This window comes from Phytopseudomonas dryadis (assembly GCF_004327355.1).
Taxonomy (GTDB): domain Bacteria; phylum Pseudomonadota; class Gammaproteobacteria; order Pseudomonadales; family Pseudomonadaceae; genus Aquipseudomonas; species Aquipseudomonas dryadis.
Map to the genome: position 1 here is coordinate 261,750 of NZ_QJUM01000002.1, position 19,269 is coordinate 281,018.

At 66.1% G+C, this 19,269-nt stretch carries 15 protein-coding genes; 7 read left to right on the forward strand and 8 right to left on the reverse strand.

Features of this window, described 5'->3' with window-relative positions; all coding sequences use genetic code 11:
* Positions 1-7: 7 nt before the first annotated feature.
* Complete coding sequence (locus DNK34_RS02715) at positions 8-1,345, reverse strand: methyl-accepting chemotaxis protein (protein ID WP_131177529.1); 1,338 nt, start codon at positions 1,343-1,345, stop codon at positions 8-10.
* A gap of 430 nt (positions 1,346-1,775) precedes the next feature.
* Here DNK34_RS02715 and DNK34_RS02720 point away from each other — a divergent pair, with 430 nt between their 5' ends.
* The 5 genes from DNK34_RS02720 to DNK34_RS02740 all read left to right on the forward strand — a co-directional run bounded on the left by DNK34_RS02720 (position 1,776) and on the right by DNK34_RS02740 (position 10,457).
* Positions 1,776-3,545: an N-acetylglutaminylglutamine amidotransferase gene (locus DNK34_RS02720; RefSeq protein WP_131177530.1), complete on the forward strand. Its 1,770-nt coding sequence runs from the start codon at positions 1,776-1,778 to the stop codon at positions 3,543-3,545.
* Between the two features lie 133 nt (positions 3,546-3,678).
* A complete protein-coding gene (gene ngg, locus DNK34_RS02725) occupies positions 3,679-5,418 on the forward strand; it encodes an N-acetylglutaminylglutamine synthetase (RefSeq protein WP_131177531.1) in 1,740 nt (579 codons plus the stop codon).
* 361 nt (positions 5,419-5,779) lie between these two features.
* Positions 5,780-6,970 carry an osmoprotectant NAGGN system M42 family peptidase gene (locus DNK34_RS02730; protein ID WP_131177532.1) on the forward strand — a complete coding sequence of 397 codons (1,191 nt, stop codon included), beginning with the start codon at positions 5,780-5,782 and terminating at the stop codon, positions 6,968-6,970.
* A 415-nt stretch (positions 6,971-7,385) separates the two neighbouring features.
* On the forward strand, positions 7,386-10,127 hold the full coding sequence (locus DNK34_RS02735; protein WP_131177533.1) for a hybrid sensor histidine kinase/response regulator: 2,742 nt from the start codon (positions 7,386-7,388) through the stop codon (positions 10,125-10,127).
* Between the two features lie 90 nt (positions 10,128-10,217).
* A complete protein-coding gene (locus DNK34_RS02740; protein WP_131177534.1) occupies positions 10,218-10,457 on the forward strand; it encodes a YheU family protein in 240 nt (79 codons plus the stop codon).
* 591 nt (positions 10,458-11,048) lie between these two features.
* On the opposite strand, the gene DNK34_RS02745 is transcribed toward DNK34_RS02740, so the two are convergent.
* The 4 genes from DNK34_RS02745 to DNK34_RS02760 all read right to left on the reverse strand — a co-directional run bounded on the left by DNK34_RS02745 (position 11,049) and on the right by DNK34_RS02760 (position 14,662).
* Positions 11,049-11,465, reverse strand: coding sequence for a hypothetical protein (locus DNK34_RS02745; protein WP_131177535.1), 417 nt, complete (start codon positions 11,463-11,465; stop codon positions 11,049-11,051).
* Between the two features lie 76 nt (positions 11,466-11,541).
* Entirely contained in the window at positions 11,542-12,708 is a 1,167-nt protein-coding gene (locus DNK34_RS02750; RefSeq protein WP_131177536.1) for an MFS transporter, read from the reverse strand.
* Between the two features lie 152 nt (positions 12,709-12,860).
* The gene (locus DNK34_RS02755) at positions 12,861-13,670 is read right to left on the reverse strand and encodes an SDR family oxidoreductase (RefSeq protein WP_131177537.1); all 810 of its coding nucleotides are present in this window, start codon (positions 13,668-13,670) and stop codon (positions 12,861-12,863) included.
* A 152-nt stretch (positions 13,671-13,822) separates the two neighbouring features.
* On the reverse strand, positions 13,823-14,662 hold the full coding sequence (locus DNK34_RS02760; protein ID WP_131177538.1) for an IclR family transcriptional regulator domain-containing protein: 840 nt from the start codon (positions 14,660-14,662) through the stop codon (positions 13,823-13,825).
* A 193-nt stretch (positions 14,663-14,855) separates the two neighbouring features.
* Here DNK34_RS02760 and DNK34_RS02765 point away from each other — a divergent pair, with 193 nt between their 5' ends.
* Both DNK34_RS02765 and DNK34_RS02770 read left to right on the forward strand, forming a co-directional pair.
* On the forward strand, positions 14,856-15,413 hold the full coding sequence (locus DNK34_RS02765; RefSeq protein ID WP_131177539.1) for a PadR family transcriptional regulator: 558 nt from the start codon (positions 14,856-14,858) through the stop codon (positions 15,411-15,413).
* A gap of 4 nt (positions 15,414-15,417) precedes the next feature.
* Positions 15,418-16,191, forward strand: coding sequence for a siderophore-interacting protein (locus DNK34_RS02770; RefSeq protein WP_131177540.1), 774 nt, complete (start codon positions 15,418-15,420; stop codon positions 16,189-16,191).
* 427 nt (positions 16,192-16,618) lie between these two features.
* Here the strand turns inward: DNK34_RS02770 and DNK34_RS02775 are convergent, their stop codons facing one another.
* The 3 genes from DNK34_RS02775 to pcaG are packed head-to-tail and all read right to left on the reverse strand — an operon-like array spanning position 16,619 to position 19,266.
* Positions 16,619-17,563: an AEC family transporter gene (locus DNK34_RS02775; protein WP_131177541.1), complete on the reverse strand. Its 945-nt coding sequence runs from the start codon at positions 17,561-17,563 to the stop codon at positions 16,619-16,621.
* Between the two features lie 4 nt (positions 17,564-17,567).
* On the reverse strand, positions 17,568-18,668 hold the full coding sequence (gene zapE / locus DNK34_RS02780) for a cell division protein ZapE (protein WP_131177542.1): 1,101 nt from the start codon (positions 18,666-18,668) through the stop codon (positions 17,568-17,570).
* Positions 18,658-19,266, reverse strand: a complete 609-nt coding sequence (gene pcaG, locus DNK34_RS02785) for a protocatechuate 3,4-dioxygenase subunit alpha (RefSeq protein ID WP_131177543.1) — start codon at positions 19,264-19,266, stop codon at positions 18,658-18,660. The genes zapE and pcaG overlap by 11 nt, the downstream gene beginning before the upstream one ends.
* Between the last annotated feature and the right edge of the window lie 3 nt (positions 19,267-19,269).

The window sequence follows — 19,269 nt, forward strand, 5'->3', positions numbered from 1 at the left end:
CGGCCGATCAGCCTTGCGGCGACGCCTTGTCGTGGTTGACGTGAACGGCGAAGCGGTTCACCGCGCTGACCACATGCTGGGCGCCATCCTGGATCTCCAGAATCACCGAGCCCGCCTGGTTGGCCAACGCCAGCCCCTGCTCCACCTGGCTCCTGCTCTGGGTCATGCTGTCGACCGCGGTCTGCGCCAGTTGCTGGTTGCGCTGGACCACCTCGATGATCTCCTCGGTCGCCGAACTGGTGCGCCCGGCCAGTTGCCGCACCTCGTCGGCGACCACGGCGAAACCGCGCCCCTGCTCGCCAGCCCTGGCCGCTTCGATGGCGGCATTGAGCGCCAGCAGGTTGGTCTGCTGGGCGATGCCGCTGATGGTCTGCACGATGGAGCTGATGAGCACCGATTGCTTGCCCAGGTCCTCGATCTCATGAGCCGCGCTCTGAATCTGCTCGGCGAGCCGGTTCATGATGGCCGCCGTGTCCTGAGTCACCTGCGCGCCACGCTGGGTACTGGCGTCGGTCTCGCGCGAGACCCTGTAGGCGATATCCGCCGCCTCGCTGATCTCGTTTTCCCGGTTCACCTGCTCGGTGACGATGATCGCGAACTTGACCACCTTGTACAGCTCGTCACGGGTGTTGAGCACCGGGTTGTAGGTGGCCTCCAGCCATACCGTCCGGCCATTGCTGTCGATCCGCCTGAAACGATCGGCCACGTACTCGCCACTATTGAGACGCCGCCAGAATTCCTGATAGCCGGGTGAACGCACGTCCTCCGGGTCGCAGAACAGACTGTGATGCCGGCCCTTGATGTCCTCGAGCCGGTAGCCCATGGCCTGCAGGAAGCGGTCGTTGGCGGTGAGCACTTCGCCCTCGAGGTTGAACTCGATGACCGCGGTCGAGCGCAGCAAGGCCTTGATCAAGCCTTCGTTCTCCTTGGCCAGCTCGACCGACTCGGTCACGTCACGGGCGAAGCAAAGCGTTTTGTAAACCTGCCCCGACGCATCCTTGAGTGGCTGCCAGACCGCTCGTAACCAGATTTCCCGGCCATCGCGGCGCAGAAAACGGTAGTGATCGCTGATGTGCCTGCCACTGGCGATCGCCTCCTTGAGGCCCCGGTAACACGCCAGTTGCTTGACATAGTCGGGGATGAGGTCGTCCAGCGGACGCTGCTGCAATTCTTCCCGGGTGTACTGCAGCGCATCCAGGAAGCGCTGGTTGACCGATTCCAGCAGACCGCCATCATCGATGGTGAACGAGATCAGTTCGTCCTCTATCGCCTCCTTGATCTGGCGTAGCTCAGTCAGCTCCGCACGTTGTTCCGACAGCTCCTGCTTAAGATGGCGACCGAACATGTGCCCTTCTCCCTTGATGGCAACTACCCACTACAGTAAAGCTCATCAGGATTGTGGTTTCGTCCGTATGCCGTACTCCCCGACGAGTGGAAGCCTCTAGCGCGATATTTTCAGGCCTTTACACAGGTATCTCCGGGCGCCCGGGAACGCCGCAGACGTGCGCAAGGGCAAGGCGTCGCCGCCAGCGAATTCCACCGTGGGAGCAGGAGCCGGACCTTGAACCGCCGGGAGGTTTTATTGAACGATCACGCCTTGCGGGGACTCGAAAAGGCTCGGGTGCTCACGGCGATCCCGTGTTCGGCCCCCATGAACGCTTCGATCGTCTCCGGCGCGCTCTGGAGCGAGAGGGAAAATCAGAACCGGTACAACACTGGTACGGACTGACGGTAAGGAGGAACAGAGCCCAGGAATTACACGGGCTTTATAGACTATGTGCGGAATAGCAGGCGAATTACGCTTCGATAACCGACCGGCCGACCTGGCCGCCGTCGAACGCATCACCCACCACCTGGCGCCGCGCGGCCCGGATGCCCACGGTTTCCATAGTCAGGGGCCCATCGCCCTGGGCCATCGCCGGCTGAAGATCATGGATCTCGCCGAAGCCTCGGGCCAGCCGATGATCGACAACGATCTGGGCCTGTCGATGGTGTTCAACGGCGCCATCTACAACTACCCAGAACTGCGCAACGAGCTGGAACAGCTCGGCTACCGCTTCTTCTCCGGCGGCGACACCGAAGTGCTGCTCAAGGGCTACCACGCCTGGGGCAGCGAACTGCTGCCCAGGCTCAACGGCATGTTCGCCTTCGCCATCTGGGAGCGTGACGCGCAGAAGCTGTTCATCGCCCGCGACCGTCTCGGCGTCAAGCCGCTGTACCTGTCCAGGAGCCGCGATCGCCTGCGCTTCGCCTCGAGCCTGCCCGCGCTGCTGCAGGGCGGTGATATCGGCAAGACCCTGGACCCGATCGCGCTCAACCACTACCTGAACTTCCACGCCGTGGTGCCGGCGCCGCGCACCATTCTCGCCGGGGTCGAAAAACTGCCGCCGGCCACCTGGATGCGTGTCGACGCCCAGGGCAAAGTCGAGCAGCAGGTCTGGTGGACACTGCCCTACGGCCCCCGGGGCGAGGAAGCCGGCTTCGGCCTGGAAGAATGGCGTGACCGCGTGCTCGACGGCATGCGCGAAGCCGTGTCCATCCGCCAGCGCGCCGCCGTGGATGTCGGTGTGCTGCTGTCCGGCGGCGTCGACTCGAGCATGCTGGTCGGCCTGCTGCGCGAGGCCGGGGTGGACAACCTGCTGACCTTCTCCATCGGCTTCCAGGATGCCGGTGGCGAGCGCGGCGACGAGTTCCAGTATTCCGACCTGATCGCCCAGCGCTTCGACACCCGGCACCATCAGCTGCGTATCGGCGAGAACGAGATTCTCGAGCAGTTGCCAGCGGCCTTCCGCGCCATGAGCGAGCCGATGGTCAGCCACGACTGCATCGCCTTCTACCTGCTGTCGCGGGAAGTGGCCAAGCACTGCAAGGTGGTACAGAGCGGTCAGGGCGCCGACGAGCTGTTCGCCGGTTACCACTGGTACCCGCTGGTCGATGGCGCCGAGGATGCCTTCAGCGCCTACCGCAAGGCCTTCTTCGACCGCGACCACGAGGAATACGCCGCCTGCGTGCAACCCGCCTGGCTGACCGACGACGCCGCCGGCGAGTTCGTCCGCCAGCACTTCGCCCAGCCCGGCGCCGAGGCGGCGGTGGACAAGGCCCTGCGCCTGGACAGCACGGTGATGCTGGTCGACGATCCGGTCAAGCGGGTCGACAACATGACCATGGCCTGGGGCCTGGAAGCGCGCACCCCGTTCCTGGACTACCGTCTGGCCGAACTTTCCGCACGCATCCCCGCTCGGTTCAAACTACCGGATGGCGGCAAGTACGTGCTCAAGGAAGCGGCCCGCCAGGTGATTCCGGCGGAAGTGATCGACCGCAAGAAGGGCTACTTCCCGGTGCCCGGCCTCAAGCACCTGGAAGGCGCGACGCTGGGCTGGGTACGCGAGCTGCTGGTGGACCCGAGCCAGGATCGCGGGCTGTTCAACCCGGCCATGCTCGACCGCCTGCTGACCGACCCACAGGGTCAGCTGACCCCCCTGCACGGCTCCAAGCTGTGGCAGATGGCGGCACTGAACCTGTGGCTGAGCGAACAGGGACTGTAAACTGGCCCGGGGCGCTTCGGGCGCCCCGTCACCTATCAGGAATGGCCGCAGCCGCCTCGCCGCGGCTCACCGAACAGGCCAACAGACGCCCGCGGACACGTTCCGGGCGATGCGAAAGCAAAGGACTTCTCCAATGCGAGCCACTGCCCTCAATCAACGCCTCCTACGCGGTCAACCCCCGTCCTACGAACGCCTGCAGGCACGCTTCGCCGAAGAACACGGCGATGGCATCTGCCAGCCGCGCGTGGTGCATTGCGGCTGGGGCCGGCTGCTGATCGGACACACCTTCCCGGACGCCGCCGTGCTGGCCGAGGAACTGCTCACCGAAGAGCCTGGCGAACGCGATATCGCCCTGTACGTGGCGGCGCCGCAGCAGGTGCTGGCCCAGGCCCCGCAGCAGCTGTTCCTCGACCCCTCCGACACCCTGCGCCTGTGGTTCAGCGACTATCGCCAGGCGCGCCGGGGTTTTCGTGGTTTCCGCATCCGCCGCGCCCAGGCGCCGGAAGACTGGCAGGCGATCAACTGCCTGTACCAGATGCGCGGCATGCTGCCCATCGATCCGGACAAGCTGACGCCGCGCCACCAGGGTGGCCCGGTGTATTGGCTGGCCGAAGATGAAGACAGCGGCGCGGTGATCGGCAGCGTGATGGGGCTCAACCACCAGAAGGCCTACCGCGATCCGGAAAACGGCAGCAGCCTGTGGTGCCTGGCGGTCGACCCGACCTGCAGCCGCCCCGGCGTCGGCGAAGTGCTGGTGCGCCACCTCGTCGAACACTTCATGAGCCGCGGCCTGAGCTACCTCGACCTGTCCGTGCTGCACGACAACGACCAGGCCAAGAAGCTGTATGCCAAGCTCGGTTTTCGCGAGCTGCAGACCTTCAGCATCAAGCGCAAGAACGGCATCAACCAGCCCCTGTTCCTCGGCCCCGGCCCGGATGAGGAGCTCAACCCCTACGCGCGCATCATCGTCAACGAAGCCCGCCGGCGCGGCATCGAGGCGCATATCGACGATGCCGAAGCCGGCCTGTTCACCCTCAGCCATGGCGGACGCCGCGTGCGCTGCCGCGAGTCGCTGACCGACCTGACCAGCGCCGTGACCATGACCCTGTGCCAGGACAAGCGCCTGACCCATCGTACCCTCAGCCGCGCCGGCCTGGCCCTGCCGGCCCAGCGTCTGGCCGGCAGCGCCGAGGACAACGCCGCCTTCCTCGCCGAGCATGGCAGCCTGGTGGTCAAGCCGGTGGATGGCGAACAGGGCCAGGGGGTGGCGGTCGACCTGCGCACGCCGGCCGAAGTGCAGGCGGCCATCGAACGCGCGCTGCCCTTCGACGAACGGGTGCTGCTGGAGAGTTATCACCCGGGGTACGACCTGCGCATCGTGGTGATCGGCTTCGAGGTGGTCGCCGCGGCGATCCGCCGTCCGGCCGAGGTGCTGGGCGACGGTTGCCACAGCATCGGCGAGCTGATCGACGCCCAGAGCCGCCGGCGCCAGGCCGCCACGGCCGGGGAAAGCCGCATCCCCAAGGATGCGGAAACCCTGCGCACCCTGCACGCCGCGGGCTACGACTACGACAGCGTGCTGCCCCAGGGCAAGCGCATGGCCGTGCGCAAGACCGCCAACCTGCACACCGGCGGGATTCTCGAGGACGTGACCGGCATTCTCCACCCGGCCCTCGCCGAGGCCGCGGTGAAGGCGGCCCGCGCCCTGGATATCCCGGTCGTGGGCCTCGACCTGCTGGTGCCGGCGGCGGATCAGCCCGAACACGTGTTCATCGAAGCCAACGAGCGCGCCGGCCTGGCCAATCACGAGCCGCAGCCCACCGCCGAGCGCTTTATCGATCTGCTGTTCCCGCTGAGCCGCGTGGTGGCTTGATGAAACCCTGACGGCAGGCGGCGTGTGCGGCCAGACAGCGTTCGCGCTCGGCACAAAAGGCGCCTGCCAGCCTGGCCCGATCAGATAAGGTTTTTGTAGGAGCAGGGGGCGCCTACAGAAGAGCGGTAAACCGCCACCCGTGTAGGAGCGCCGACCTCGGCGCGATGCGATGGCGGCCACCCCGCAGAGTCCGTGGCGCGGCCACCATTCGCCGCGGGGGCGCGGCTCCTGCAGGCCGGGGCAGACCGCCGTTTTTGCGGGCCGGATGCTCGACTGACCGGCATTAGCCTACCGGCCCGCTCGATTTCTTTGCCGGGCAGACCTTCGCAGGTCTGCCTGCCATCCCACAGATGGAGATTCCATGTCGCAACTTCCCGAACCCGATCTCGAGTACCTGCAGAAAGTCCTTCTGGAAATGCTCGCCATCCCCAGCCCCACGGGCTTTACCGACACCATCGTGCGTTACGTCGCCGAGCGCCTCACGGAAATCGGCATTCCCTTCGAGATGACCCGCCGCGGCACCATTCGCGCCACCCTCAAAGGCCGCCGCTATAGCCCGGATCGTGCGGTATCGACCCACCTGGACACCATCGGCGCCATGGTCCGCGAAGTGAAGGACAACGGCCGCCTGGGCCTGACCGCCATCGGCTGCTGGTCGAGCCGCTTCGCCGAAGGCAGCCGCGTCAGCGTGTTCACCGACCATGGCGTACTGCGTGGCAGCGTGCTGCCGCTGCTGGCCTCCGGCCACGCCTTCAATACCGAAGTCGACCAGATGCCGATTTCCTGGGATCACGTCGAACTGCGCCTGGACGCCCTCACCGCCAGCCGCGCCGACAGCGAAAGCCTGGGCGTCTCGGTGGGCGACTTCGTGGCCTTCGATCCGCTGCCGGAATTCACCGAAAGCGGGCACATCAGCGCCCGCCACCTGGACGACAAGGCCGGCGTCGCCGCCCTGCTCGCCGCCCTCAAGGCGGTGGTGGAAAGCGGCCAGGAACCGCCGATCGACTGCCACCCGCTGTTCACCATCACCGAGGAAGTGGGTTCCGGCGCCGCCGCCGCCCTGCCCTGGGACGTCAGCGAATTCGTCGGCATCGATATCGCGCCGGTGGCCCCCGGGCAACGCTCCACCGAACACACGGTCAGCGTGGCCATGCACGATTCGGGTGGGCCCTACGACTATCACCTGTCGCGCCAATTGCTGCGCCTGGCCAGCGACCACGAGATCCCGGTGCGCCGCGACCTGTTCCGCTACTACCACAGCGACGCCCAGTCGGCGGTCACCGCCGGGCACGACATCCGCACCGCGCTGGTGGCCTTCGGCTGCGACGCCACCCATGGCTACGAGCGCACCCACATCGACAGCCTCGCCGCCCTCGCCCGCCTGCTCAGCGCCTACCTGCTCAGCCCGCCGGTATTCGCCAGCGATGCCCAGCCGGCGAAAGGCTCCCTGGAGCGTTTCAGCCACCAGTTGGAACATGACGCGCAAATGGAGAGCGACACCCGCGTGCCCACCGTCGATAGCCTGGTGGGCACGCGCGAGCGCGACAGCTGAACGCGCCTGCGCACGTTGCGCCCATCGGCTAATGCCGATGGGATAAGGGCGGCAACGCCCATGTGGGCACGTCGACCTCGGCGCGATGCGGTCGTGGCCATTGCACAAAGCGTGTCATGGCCAGCAATCGCCGCGGTGTCGCGGCTCCCACAGGGCCTGGGCAAACCGCCGTTTTGCGGGCCAAACGCTTGACTGACCGGCATTGGGCCATCGGCCCTCGAGGAAAACGGGCAAGCCCGGCCCAAGCCCTTGCGCCTGTCGTTCCGCTTCCGGCTTTTCGACGCTCTTGAGCGCATGGCACGACAGCCCTGCCCTCATTCGCTTGAAGGCCGCCGCGCATCCGGGCAAAGTAGCTGGAAAAGGACAATCGGTGCCGCTCGCGAGCCCGGTTCGACGCCCTTGAGGTTCGCCACGGATGCCTCGTCTCCTGCTTGCTCTCCTGCTTCTCTGGCCAGGCGGCCCGGCCTGGTCCGCTCCGGCTGCGGTGCTGGACAGCAGCGACCTGCGCCTCGCCCTGGGACAGTTCGCCCGGTACTACGAAGATGCCAGCGGCAGCTTGACCATGGAGCAGGTGCGCGCACTGCCGGACACGGCCTTCAGCGCGGTGCGCGGCACCCATGCCAACCTCGGCAAGAACACCTCGGCCTGGTGGTTCCGCATCACCCTCGACAACCGCCTGAACCAGGCGCTGCACGGCTACCTGGAAGTCAATTATCCGCTGCTCGACTCCCTGCAGCTGTACCTGATCGACCCCAACGGCGAGGTCAGGCAACAGAGCGGCGGCGATACCGAGCCCTTTTCCCAGCGCACGGTCAAGGTGCGCAATTTCTGGTTCCCGGTCCAGCTGCCGCCCGAGCGCACCACCCTCTACCTGCGCGTGCAGAGCAGCAGCACCCTGTTCGTGCCCTTGTTCTTCAGCACCCATGCGGCCAGCGCCGAAGACCAGGAAACCCTCATGGGCTTCAACGGCGCCTTCTATGGCGTGCTGTTCGCCATGTTCTGCTACAACCTGTTTCTCTACCTGTCGCTACGCGAAGCCGCCTATTTCTGGTACCTGGCCTACAACCTCAACGTCGGTCTGCTGGCCGCCAGCTTCGATGGCATGCTGTTCAAGCTGCTGCCCGATTTCGTCACCCTGCAGGCGTTCGGCATCTACCTGCTGATGTACCTGCACTGTCTGAGCGCCCTGCAGTTCAGCCGCCATTTCCTGCACACCAAACAACACTTCCCACGCCTGGACAACGCGTTGCGCCTGCTTCTGGCGCTGACGATCGCCTGCCTGCTCTCGGTCCCGCTGATCGGCTTCATGGCCTGGAACATCCTGGCCAGCATCACCCTGTCGGCGGTTTCCCTGGTACTGCTACTGACCGGCCTGTACGCCTGGCGCCAGGGCTTGCGCTACGGCTCCTACTACACCCTGGCCTGGGGCATCCTGCTGTTCGCCTTCATCCAGGCCACCACGGGATCGCTGGGCATCGAAGCCTTCGGTATCTTCGGCGCCACGGCGGTGAAGATCGGCGTGATCATCGAACTGATCACCCTGTCCATCGGCCTGGCCGACCGTATCAACAGCCTCAAGGAAGAAGGCTTCCTGTCCCGCCAGGCCGCCGAGCAGGCGCATGTCGAGAGCCGCGCGAAGAGCCGCTTCCTGGCCAAGATGAGCCACGAAATCCGCACGCCGCTCAATGGCGTGCTGGGCATGCTGCAGTTGCTGCGCGAAACACCGCTGGATCGCAGCCAGCGTTTCTATGTGGACACCATCTCCAGCTCCGGCGGCGCGCTGATGGCGGTGATCAACGACATCCTCGACTACGCCCGCATCGAATCCGGCAAGCTGAGTCTCGAGCGCATCGAATTCGATCTCGAACAGTTGCTCTCCGAAACCCTCAGCCTGTTCACCGGCCAGGCCCTGGACAAGCACCTGCGCCTGTACATCAGCATGGAGAACGGCGTCCCCCGGCGCATGCAGGGCGATCCGACGCGCCTCAAGCAGGTACTGATGAACCTGCTGAGCAATGCCCTGAAGTTCACCGCCAACGGCCACGTGGCGTTGAACATCTGCCGGCGCAGCAACGCCCAGGGCGAACCCCACCTGGTGTTCGCCGTCAGCGACAGCGGTATCGGCATCGACGGCGAGGCGATCAAGCAGTTGTTCGAGTCCTTCGCCCAGGGCGACTCCAGCACCACCCGCCGCTATGGCGGCAGCGGCCTGGGCCTGGCCATCAGCAAGGAGCTGATCGAAATGATGGGCGGCCGCATCGAGGTGCAGAGCACACCAGGCCAGGGCACCCGCTTCGCCTTCGATATTCCCCTGGGCAGCGAAGCGCAGGATGATCGCCCGGACGCGCTGAGCAGCCTGGTCAGTGGACGCCCCGCGTTGCTCGCTTCGCTCGACGGACTGGCCCTCGATGCCCTCAGCCACCTGCTCGGCCGCTGGGGCATGCGCACCGAGCGCTGCCAGACGCCCTCGAGCCTGGCCGGCTACCTCGAGGACTACGCCGTAGCGCCGCTGCTGATCCTCATGGCCCCCTGGCCCGGGAGCCCGGACACCTGGCTGGACGGTGTGCTGCCCAAACGCGAAGCGCCGCCCCGGGTACTGCTGCTGTGCCCGCCGGATCAGTGCCCGTCGCCGGCGCCCTCCGGCAACGACCTGCGCCTGCTGAGCCTGCCTCAGCCGCTGGCCGTCACCGCCCTGCGCGACGCCCTGCAAGAGCTGTACGAAGAGCCCAGAGTCCGGTCGCAGGCCCTGCCGCAGGAGGTGTGTGATGACGGGAGGAGCAAACCCTGCATCCTGGTGGCCGAAGACAATCCGGTGAACCAGCTGGTGGCTCAGGGCGTACTGAAGAAGCGCGGCTACGACGTACGCATGGCGATCAATGGCGTGGCCGCTGTCGCGCAATACCGCCGCGACCCCGAGGGCATCCAGTTGATCCTGATGGACTGTGAAATGCCGGAAATGGACGGTTTCGAAGCGACCCGGCAGATCCGCCAGCTGGAGCGCCAGCACAACTGGGCTCCCGTGCCCATCGTCGCCCTGACCGCGCACATGCTCGATGAACACCGGCAACAGGGCGCCAGCGCCGGCATGGACGATTTCCTCGGCAAGCCGCTGGACATCCAGTTGCTGTACAGCACCCTCGAACGGCTGCTGGCCTGAAGCGGGCAGTCGCCGCCGAGGCCGGATCGCACTTGGCTTGCGCTGGAGGCGCAACAGACCCTAGCATGCGCCCGCCATCAGGAGACGACCGTGCTGATTCCCGCCCACCTGCTCGAAGCCGACACCCTCACCCGCCTGATCGAGGATTTCGTCACCCGCGACGGAACCGACAACGGCGATGAAACCCCACTGCAGACCCGCGTGCTGCGGGTACGCCGCGCCCTGGACAAGGGCGAGGCGGTGATCGTCTTCGATGCGCAAAGCCAGCAGTGCCAGTTGGCGCTCAGGCGCGACGTGCCCAGGGAATGGCTGGTCGAGGACGAAGAATAGGACGACAGGAGGCCCCGGCAGTGCGGGCCGACCCCGGGGCCTAGCTAGGATCGCGTCGGTCGCGCGGTATCACCATAAGCGCAGCATGGCCACATTCGTGTGGGAGCCGCGCCCTCGCGGCGAATCGTGGCCATAGCGCGGCATTGCAGCATGGCCGCCATCGCATCGCGCCGGGGTCGACGCTCCTACTGGCGAACCCTGATTCCGAACGGGCTCTGGCTGGTCAGGGATCAAGACGGTATCCACGGGACTCCGACATTTCAGGGTTGACGCGACACTAGCGAAAAATGTCCTCCCCTAGGGTCTGTTGACGTTTCAGCGCGAGCCGCGTTGCCGCGAGAAATCTCGCCAGGCTAGGCGGAGGACGCCGGTAATGGACTAGCCGTCCGCGTGTTCCCTTGCCAAGTCCTCCAACAACGCATGGCGAGATTTCCCGCGCAACCTAGGCGGCCCCACCCGAAGGGCCGGGCCCGTTTTGCCGCGATGCTGCGTTTCTCGCCGGCTCATTTAGCCCGCTAAACTTCGCGGCTCGTGCCTTGCCTCGCGGCAAAACGGGCTTCGGCGCGGCCGTGCGTGAAACGTCAACAGACCCTAGGCCTCGCGTTCCCAGGCACAGCGCATGCGCAGCGCGCCATCCTGGGGGCTGTACAGGCCATTGTCCGACTCCCAGCGAAAGGTGTGGGTACCCTTCGACTCGGTTTCCAGATGCACCACGGCACTGGCCCAGTACAGCCGTTTGAGCAGCGCCTCGAAAGCCTCGACCCACAGGCTCCATTCGTACTCCACCGCCTGGTAACTGGCGCCGAAGTGGATGACCTGGGTCTGGTAAAGACCGCTGCCCGGCTGCTGGCAATAGGAAAACATCTCCCGGCCGAGGAACGGCCAGGCGTCTCCCGCCGGCAAGGCATCCAGCACCTGGCGATTGCTGTCGCGCCGCAACCGGCTCTGCGCCGGGCTATCCGCCGGCCAGTCCCGGATGCTGCCATACACGATGGATTCGGCTTCCACACCGTCACTCCGCAAGAATCAGGGCTGCCTTCTATCACACCCGCCCGGTTCAAGGAAGGCAACCGCTGCCTCGGGCTCAGGCGCGCTTCGCGCCCCGGCGCATCAGCCAGGCCAGCAGGACCATGGTCGCGGACATGCCGGTCAGGACCATGAACGGCACCTGGTAGGTGCCCGCCATGTCCCGCGCCAGACCACTGAGCACCGGGGTCAGGGAACCGACCCCATAGCCCAGGCCCAGCATCATGGCCGTCCAGCGGCTCACGGCCATGGGCGATCCCGCCTCGTACAGCGGCAGCAGCATCGACAGGGCGAACGAGCCACTCATGGCGAAGCCGAGGGTCAGCGCCCACAGCTCCGGCAGCACGACCGGCGCGAAGGTGATCATGCTCAGGCTGAGCAGGGTCATGCAGACGCACCCCAGCAGCAGCAGGTGATGGTTGTTCACCCGCTGCACCAGCCAGGGCAGCAGGAAGGCGCTCGGCAGGCCCATCAGCATCGCCAGGCTGAACAGGGTATTGCTGTGCAACTGCGACAGGCCGGCTTCCTGGTAACGCGCCACGGTCCAGGTCGCCACGGCGTAGAACAGCCCCGCCTGGAGGGCGAAGAAGACACTGATCAGCCAGGCCCTGGGCTCACGCCAGGGCAAGCCTGCGCTGGCTTCCTCGCTGCTCGACGGCTCTTCGCGCCGCTTCGGCAGGGCGCACCAGAGCGCCACGGCCAGCACGGCGGGCAAGGCCCACACGGCCAGGCCATAGACCCAGTCGTCGGCGAACAGCTGGGTGGCCGGCAGGGTCAGCACCACGCCCGCGGCGCCGCCAATGGCCATGCTCAGGGAATACCAGGCCAGCACCTGGCCCATGCGACCGGCGAAATGGTGCTTGATGAACCCCGCCAGCAAGGGGCCGGCAATGGCGATGGCCGCGCCAAGCAGCACCGCGCTGCCGATGAGCAGCAGGCTGGAATGCCCGACCAGGCGCAGCAGCAAGGCCAGGGTAACGGTCGCCAGACACAGGGTGATGGTGCGTTCCAGGCCGAACCTCACGGCCAGGCGGGGGGCCAGTGGCGCCAGCAGGCCCATGCACAGCACCGGCAGCGCCGTGGTCAGGCTGATGAAGCCCCGGCTCAGGGACAGTTCCTGGGCGATACGTTCGATGAGCGGCGCCAGCGAGGTGATACCGGGGCGCAGGTTGAGCGCGGCCGCCACCAGGGCCAGCAGCAACAGGGTTCGGGATACGGGTTTCACGCACAATCCTGATCAGACGGCCAGGCCGGCCGGATCGGCAACCTTAGTGATGCGTGCCAGCGAGGGCAAGTCCGAACCGCGTTATCGGCCAGCCGCATGGCGTCGCCTGGCGCCCTCGACCGCTACGGCAGGCGCTCGCCATCCCCGGCGGCTCAGCCGCGCTGCGCCTTGGCGCGCATCTTCTCGCACATGCTGGTCATTTCGTCGTAGAGCAATTGCGGGTTCTTCTGCTTGAGCGTCCAGGCCATGCGTCCCTGCTCATGGGGCAGAATCATGAACTGCCCGGCGGCGACCGACTGGAAGATGTAATCGGCAATGAACTCGGCATTGATCGGCGAGCTTTCCAGCAGTTTGCCGACCTGTGCCTTCATGGCCGGCGTGGGCCCGCGGAAGGAATCCAGCAGATTGGTCTGGAAGAACGACGGACAGACCACATGCACATCGACCTGCAGCGCCTTGAGTTCCACCAGTAGGCTCTCCGAGAGCGCCACCACGCCGGCCTTGGCCACGTTGTAGTTGCTCATCGCCGGGCCCTGCATCAAGGCCGCCATGGAGGCGATGTTGATGATCCGTCCCCGGCTGCGTTCGAGCAGCGGCAGAAACGCCTTGCAGCCCTTGACCACGCCCATCAGGTTGATCGCGATCTGCCAGTCCCAGTCCTCCAGCGACAGCTCGCTGAAGAAACCGCCGGAGGCCACGCCGGCATTGTTGACGATCACGTCGATGCCGCCGAACTTCTCCTCGCAGGCCTGGGCCAGCGCGGTCAGCTGGCTGTAATCGCGCACATCGCAGCGCTGGCTGAAACCGTCGCCGCCGGCCTCGCGCACCAGCCCGAGGGTCTCGGCCAGGCCAACCTCATTGACGTCCGACAGCGCCAGCCGCCAGCCCTCGCGCGCCCAGCGCAACGCGATCTCGCGCCCCAGACCGGAACCCGCGCCGGTGATCATCATGCGATTGTGCATACGCAACCCGCCCTGCTGGCTGATAAAGACAGCGGCCAGTGTAGCGAAGGAAATAGTCGCGCCCATCCACCATCAGGCTGCTGAATGGTGAGGCCGAAGCGCCCCCGGGAACCGGTCGTGCGCGCTGGCGCAGCCGGTTGAAGGCAAAAGTTCTAGTGAAACAGCCTGGTGCTCAACTCCCGGCTGGCCTCCAGCAGCACCGGCAGGAAACGGCTTTCCAGCTCCTGCCGGGAAACCCGGCCGACATGGGTGCCGACATTGAGCGCGGCCAGCACCTGCCCGGCCGAATCCTTCAGCGGCACGGCGATGGAGCGCAGGCTGACTTCCAGCTCCTGGTCGATGATCACCCAGCCCTGGCGGCGGATCTCCTCGATATTGGCGCGCAGATCCTCGGGCGTGTGCAGGGTGCGGCTGGTCTTGACCTGCAGTTCGGCATGGCCGAGGTAATCGTCCAGGGCGGCATCGTCGAGCGCCGCCAGGAGGATCCGGCCCATGGACGTGCAGTAGGCCGGCAGGCGGCTGCCGACGCTCAGGTCCACGGATATCAGGCGCTGCGGCGTGGCCGAACGGGCGATGTAGAGAATCTCGTCGCCCTCCAGCGTGGCCATCGAGCAGGCCTCGTGCAGTTGCTCGCTGAGGCGGTCGAGGATCGGCTGGGCGGTCACCGCCATGGGCGTCGAGGAGAGGTAGGCATGGCCCAGGGTCAGCACCTTGGGCAACAGCGAATAGACCCGTCCATCGGTGGTCACGTAGCCCAGCTTCATCAAGGTGTGCAGACAGCGGCGTACCGCGGCGCGGGGGATTTCCGTGCGGTGGCTGATCTGGGCAATGGTGAGGTGGCGCTTGCGCTCCTGGAAAGCGTGGATCACCGCCAGCCCTCGGGCCAGGGACGTCATGAAATTGGGATCGCCGGTAAAAGCCTCGATGCGCTTGGCCGGCGAAGCGATGATCGGCGGCGCCATGGGCGATGGCAGGGAACGGGATTCGGTCATGGTGCTTTCCACTGGTCCTGACGGTCTTGCGCGATTATCGGACCCGGGTTCGATAATCGCAATGCATGCAAGGCGGGGTATACGCTTTTTCCTGAGGCTTGAGGCTTGAGGCTTGAGGCTTGAACAGAATGCTTTGCATTTTTCCATTTAAGATATATCTTAAGTCCTATCTTAAATAGGGAACCACACACTCATGCGTAACAAACCGTCCTTCTCCGCTACCTCCCCTTCCGATGGTCTCGAGGAGCATCGCCACAAGAGCCGCGAACGTGGCCAGCGCATCTTCGCCCCGGGCGATCTGAAGTTGCTGTTGCTGGCGTTGATCGCCGAAACGCCAAGCCATGGCTACGACCTTATCCGCCGCATCGAAGCGCTGTTCGAGGGCAGCTACAGCCCGAGCCCCGGGGTGATCTACCCCACCCTGACCTTTCTCGAGGAAAGCGAACTGATCGTCAGCCACGCCGAAAGCGGCAAGAAGTCCTACCGCATCAGTGCCAACGGCAGCCAGTGGCTAGAGGGCCAGGCCGTGGCGCTGCAGGGCGTGCGGGCGCGTATCGAACTGAGTCGCCAGGCGCTGCACGGCCATGATCGCCCAGCGGCCGTGCAACAGGCCGTGGCCACCCTGCGCCATGCCCTGAAGATGCACCACGGGCGCTGGAGCGAAGAGGAAATCGCCCGGGTCTGCGCCCTGCTCGAGCACACCGCCAAAGCCATCAGCGACGGCTCCAGCCTTGCCCCCACCCAGGAGTGACCCGATGACCGCAACCGCCTCCAACAGCGTGCAACGCGTGATGCACGACATCGTGCGCCGGCACCTGGCTGTCGCCCGGGTGGTCGACATCACCCCGCGCATGCGCCGCGTGACCTTCACCGGCAGCGAACTGCAGGGGTTCGTCTCGGCGGCCGCCGACGATCACATCAAACTGCTGTTTGCCAGCAACGCGGAGGAACGACGACGCCTCGACGACTTCCTCGCCGGGCGTGACGGTGACAGACCGGTCATGCGCGACTACACCCCGCGCCGCTACGACGCCGGGAGTGGCGAGCTGGACGTGGACTTCGTCCTCCATGGCGACGGCCCCGCCGCCACCTGGGCCGCCCAGGCGCAGCCGGGCCAGCACCTGCATATCGCCGGTCCGCGCAGCTCGCTGGTGGTGCCGGACATCTTCGACAGCTACCTGCTGATCGGCGACGAAACCGCCCTGCCCGCCATCGGCCGCTGGCTCGAGGGCCTGGCGCCCGGGCGCCGGGTCACGGTGCTGGTGGAAATCGAGGACGAAGCCGAGAAGCAGGCATTGCCGAGCGCCGCCGAGGTCAGCCTGCACTGGCTGATGCGCAACGATCGACGCAGCCTGGTCGATGCGGCCGCGGAGCTGCAACTGCCCGCTGGCGACCTGTATGCCTGGGTGGCCTGCGAAGCCAGCCAGTCGCGCAAGATCCGCCGCCTGCTGATCGAGCAGCACGGCGTCGACGAGGAACGGCTCAAGGCTGCCGGCTACTGGCGCCGGGACGACGAGACCACGGCGTGATGCGCGCGGGTTGCCACCCGCCAGACCCGCCTCATGGCCAGCATTCGCGGCGGGGTCGCCGCTCCTACAGAAATCGCGGCAACCACCCCCCAGGTAGGAGCCCCGACCTCGGGGCGATGCGATCTTGGCCCCCCGCACACTCCGTATCATGGCCAGCATTCGCGGCGAGGTCACCGCTCCTACAGGAAATCGCGGCAGCCACCGCCCAGGTAGGAGCCCCGACCTCGGGGCGATGCGATTTCGGCCATCCCACACAGTCGGCATCACGGCCAGCATTCGCGGCGAGGTCGCCGCTCCTGCAGGAAACCGCGGCAGCCACCGCCCAGGTAGGAGCCCCGACCTCGGGGCGATGCGATCTTGGCCCCCCGCACACTCCGTATCACGGCCACTATTCGCGGCGAGGTCGTCGCTCCTACAGGAAATCAGCCTACGCCGCCTGCGCGTTGCCGATCAGCAGCAGCGCCACGCTGATGGTGAGGAAGGACAACGAAGTCGCCACCAGCAAGGTGGCGGAGCAGCGGTCTTGCAGGCCGAAACGCTGGCCGAGGATGGGGAAGATGCTCAGCATCGGCGCACAGGCGAACAGCACGCCCACGGCCTTCATCACTGGATCCACATCGGGCAGCAGCATGAACGCCAGCAGCACCGCCAGGGGGTGCAGGATCAGCTTGCCGGCGGCGATCCAGGCCGCGTCGAACCACACGCCCCGGGCCTGCATGCCGAACAGGCCGGCACCGATGACGAACAGCGCCAGCGGCGCGGCAACCCCGGCCAGCATGTCGATGGGCTTGAACAGCAGCGGCGGGATTTCGATGCCCAGCAGCGATACGCCCAGGCCGATGACGATGCCGACGATTATCGGGTTGCGCAGCAAACGGCCGAAGGTCATGCGCAAGACCGTGCCCAGCCCGCCGCCCTGCTGCTTGCCAGCCTCGGCCAGTACCAGGGCCATGGGAATCAGCAACAGATTCTCCACCAGCATGGCCATGGCCATGCCCAACACCGCCGGCGTGCCGATGGCCGCCGCCACCAGCGGATAACCGATGAAGCCGCTGTTGGAAACCGACATGCCCATGGCGTTGATCGCACAGCCCGACAGGCCGTCCCTGCGCAGCCAGCGTGACACCGCGAACGCCAGCCAGAAAGTCGCCAGCGAACCCAGGGCGTAGGCCAGGAGATAACCCGGGATCATGGTCTGCTGGATCGGCGAGGAACCCAGGGTCTTGATCAGCAGCGCCGGCATGGCGAAGGTGATGACGAAGGTACCGATGCCGCGAACCTGCTCGCGGCTGAGCAATCCGCTCATGGCGGCGGCATAGCCCAGGCCGATCAACAGAAAGATCGGCGCGGTAATCTGGAAGATCTGCAGCACGGTCTCAGGATTCCTTATCGCGACCATCACGGGCAGCGCTTGAGAGGTCGCGTGGCTGCAACTGGTTCAAACGGCTTCGCGTGCGTCCGAAGTCCTGGTGCGGCGAGCCCCGGCACAGGCGCTCCAGGCTGAATTCGCTGCACAGCAGCAGACGCGCGCCGGCATCATAGGCGATGTCGACCAGATTGATGAAGCGCTGGCAGGCATCGGTGGGCTGGCTGTCCAGCGTCGGCACCCCGCTCAGGGCCAGGCGCGGATAGCGCTGCAGCAACCAGAGAAAATCGCGGGTGGAATGGGCCCGGGCGCAGAGCTCGGCGAATGCCAGCCAGGCATTGCCGGGCGCCAGGGCACAAACCTGCAGCGGATGATGGTTGACCTCGAGCACCTGATCACGCAGCACCCTGTCGTCGAAACCCAGCCAGCGCTGCAGGTAATCCAGGCCGCCGGCCGATTGTGGCCAGGCGTATTCGCCCCACTGCTGGCCGCTGTCGGACAGCGTCCGGTAGTCGATGCCGGCCTCCAGCGGCAGCACGGTGAAGCGCTTCTCGATCAGCGTGATCGCCGGCATGAAGCGCTCCCGGTACAACGGATTGGGGCACAACCCGGCAGGCGCATAGTTGGAGGTCATCACCAGGCCGACGCCGGCCTCGACCAGGACATCGAGCAGACGCCGCAACAACAGGGCATCGCCGATATCGTGCACATGGAATTCGTCGAAACACAGCAGGCGGATATCCCGGGCCAGGGCGCGGATCGCCAGTACCAGGGGATCGGGCTGCCCGGCGAAGGCCGCCATGCGCTGCTGCAACTCCTGGAGGAAGGCATGGAAGTGCACGCGACGCTTGGCCTGGATGGGCGCGGCGGCGAAGAACGCATCCATGACGAAACTCTTGCCGCGGCCTACGCCTCCCCACAGGTAAACGCCGGCCGCGGGTTTGCGCAGCCAGCCACGACGCCCGGCGCACCAGCCTTGCAGCCAGTGCGCCAGGGTATCGATGGCGGTCTGTTGCGCCGCATCGGCGCGGAACCCACGGGCCTCCAGCGCAGCCTTGAAAGCTTGCCGGACATGCGCTGCGATCGCTTCGACGGGCGGCTCAAAAGTCAAAAAACACCGTTTCTTCTTCACCCTGGAGGCGTATATCAAAGCGGTATGCCAGCTTGCCGTCAATTTCGCAGCGCCGGGCGATGAGGGTTTCACGACGCTGTGGCTGCTCGATCAGGTTGAGCACCGGGTCCTTGGCGTTGGCCTCGGCTTCATCCTCGAAGTACAGCCGGGTGTGCAGATGGATGTTGATGCCACGGGCGAACAGCGAGACGTTGATGTGCGGCGCCATCGGCACGCCAGCGGCATTGTGCAGCACCCCCGGTTTGACCGTCTGCGCCGTCCAGGCGCTGCCGGCATCGAAGGTGGTGGCGGTGCGGCCGAAACCGTTGAAGGGCTTTTCCTGGTCGTAGCGGGCATCGTAGCGCCCCTCGTGGTCGGCCTGCCACAGCTCGAGGAAGGCATCGCGCACCAGATGGCCGTTGCCGTCGTAGACATGGCCGACCAGGGTGATGTGCTGGCCCGGCGCCTCGGCACGGGCCATCCGGTTCCACACTTCCTGCTCGCGGGTCGGGTTGCCGGCGGCCTCCAGGGCCAGGCCGATGTGCACATAGGGGCCGGCGGTTTGCGAAGGGGTTTCAGGGAGTAATTCGACGGGCATGAC

What these genes read in the sequence shown, in the direction of transcription:
- DNK34_RS02715 (WP_131177529.1), bottom strand. Translation starts at nt 1,345, where the DNA reads ATGTTCGGTCGCCATCTTAAGCAGGAGCTGTCGGAACAACGTGCGGAG.
- ngg (WP_131177531.1), top strand. Translation starts at nt 3,679, where the DNA reads ATGCGAGCCACTGCCCTCAATCAACGCCTCCTACGCGGTCAACCCCCG.
- pcaG (WP_131177543.1), bottom strand. Translation starts at nt 19,266, where the DNA reads ATGCCCGTCGAATTACTCCCTGAAACCCCTTCGCAAACCGCCGGCCCC.
- DNK34_RS02720 (WP_131177530.1), top strand. Translation starts at nt 1,776, where the DNA reads ATGTGCGGAATAGCAGGCGAATTACGCTTCGATAACCGACCGGCCGAC.
- DNK34_RS02730 (WP_131177532.1), top strand. Translation starts at nt 5,780, where the DNA reads ATGTCGCAACTTCCCGAACCCGATCTCGAGTACCTGCAGAAAGTCCTT.
- DNK34_RS02735 (WP_131177533.1), top strand. Translation starts at nt 7,386, where the DNA reads ATGCCTCGTCTCCTGCTTGCTCTCCTGCTTCTCTGGCCAGGCGGCCCG.
- DNK34_RS02765 (WP_131177539.1), top strand. Translation starts at nt 14,856, where the DNA reads ATGCGTAACAAACCGTCCTTCTCCGCTACCTCCCCTTCCGATGGTCTC.
- DNK34_RS02760 (WP_131177538.1), bottom strand. Translation starts at nt 14,662, where the DNA reads ATGACCGAATCCCGTTCCCTGCCATCGCCCATGGCGCCGCCGATCATC.
- DNK34_RS02755 (WP_131177537.1), bottom strand. Translation starts at nt 13,670, where the DNA reads ATGCACAATCGCATGATGATCACCGGCGCGGGTTCCGGTCTGGGGCGC.
- DNK34_RS02770 (WP_131177540.1), top strand. Translation starts at nt 15,418, where the DNA reads ATGACCGCAACCGCCTCCAACAGCGTGCAACGCGTGATGCACGACATC.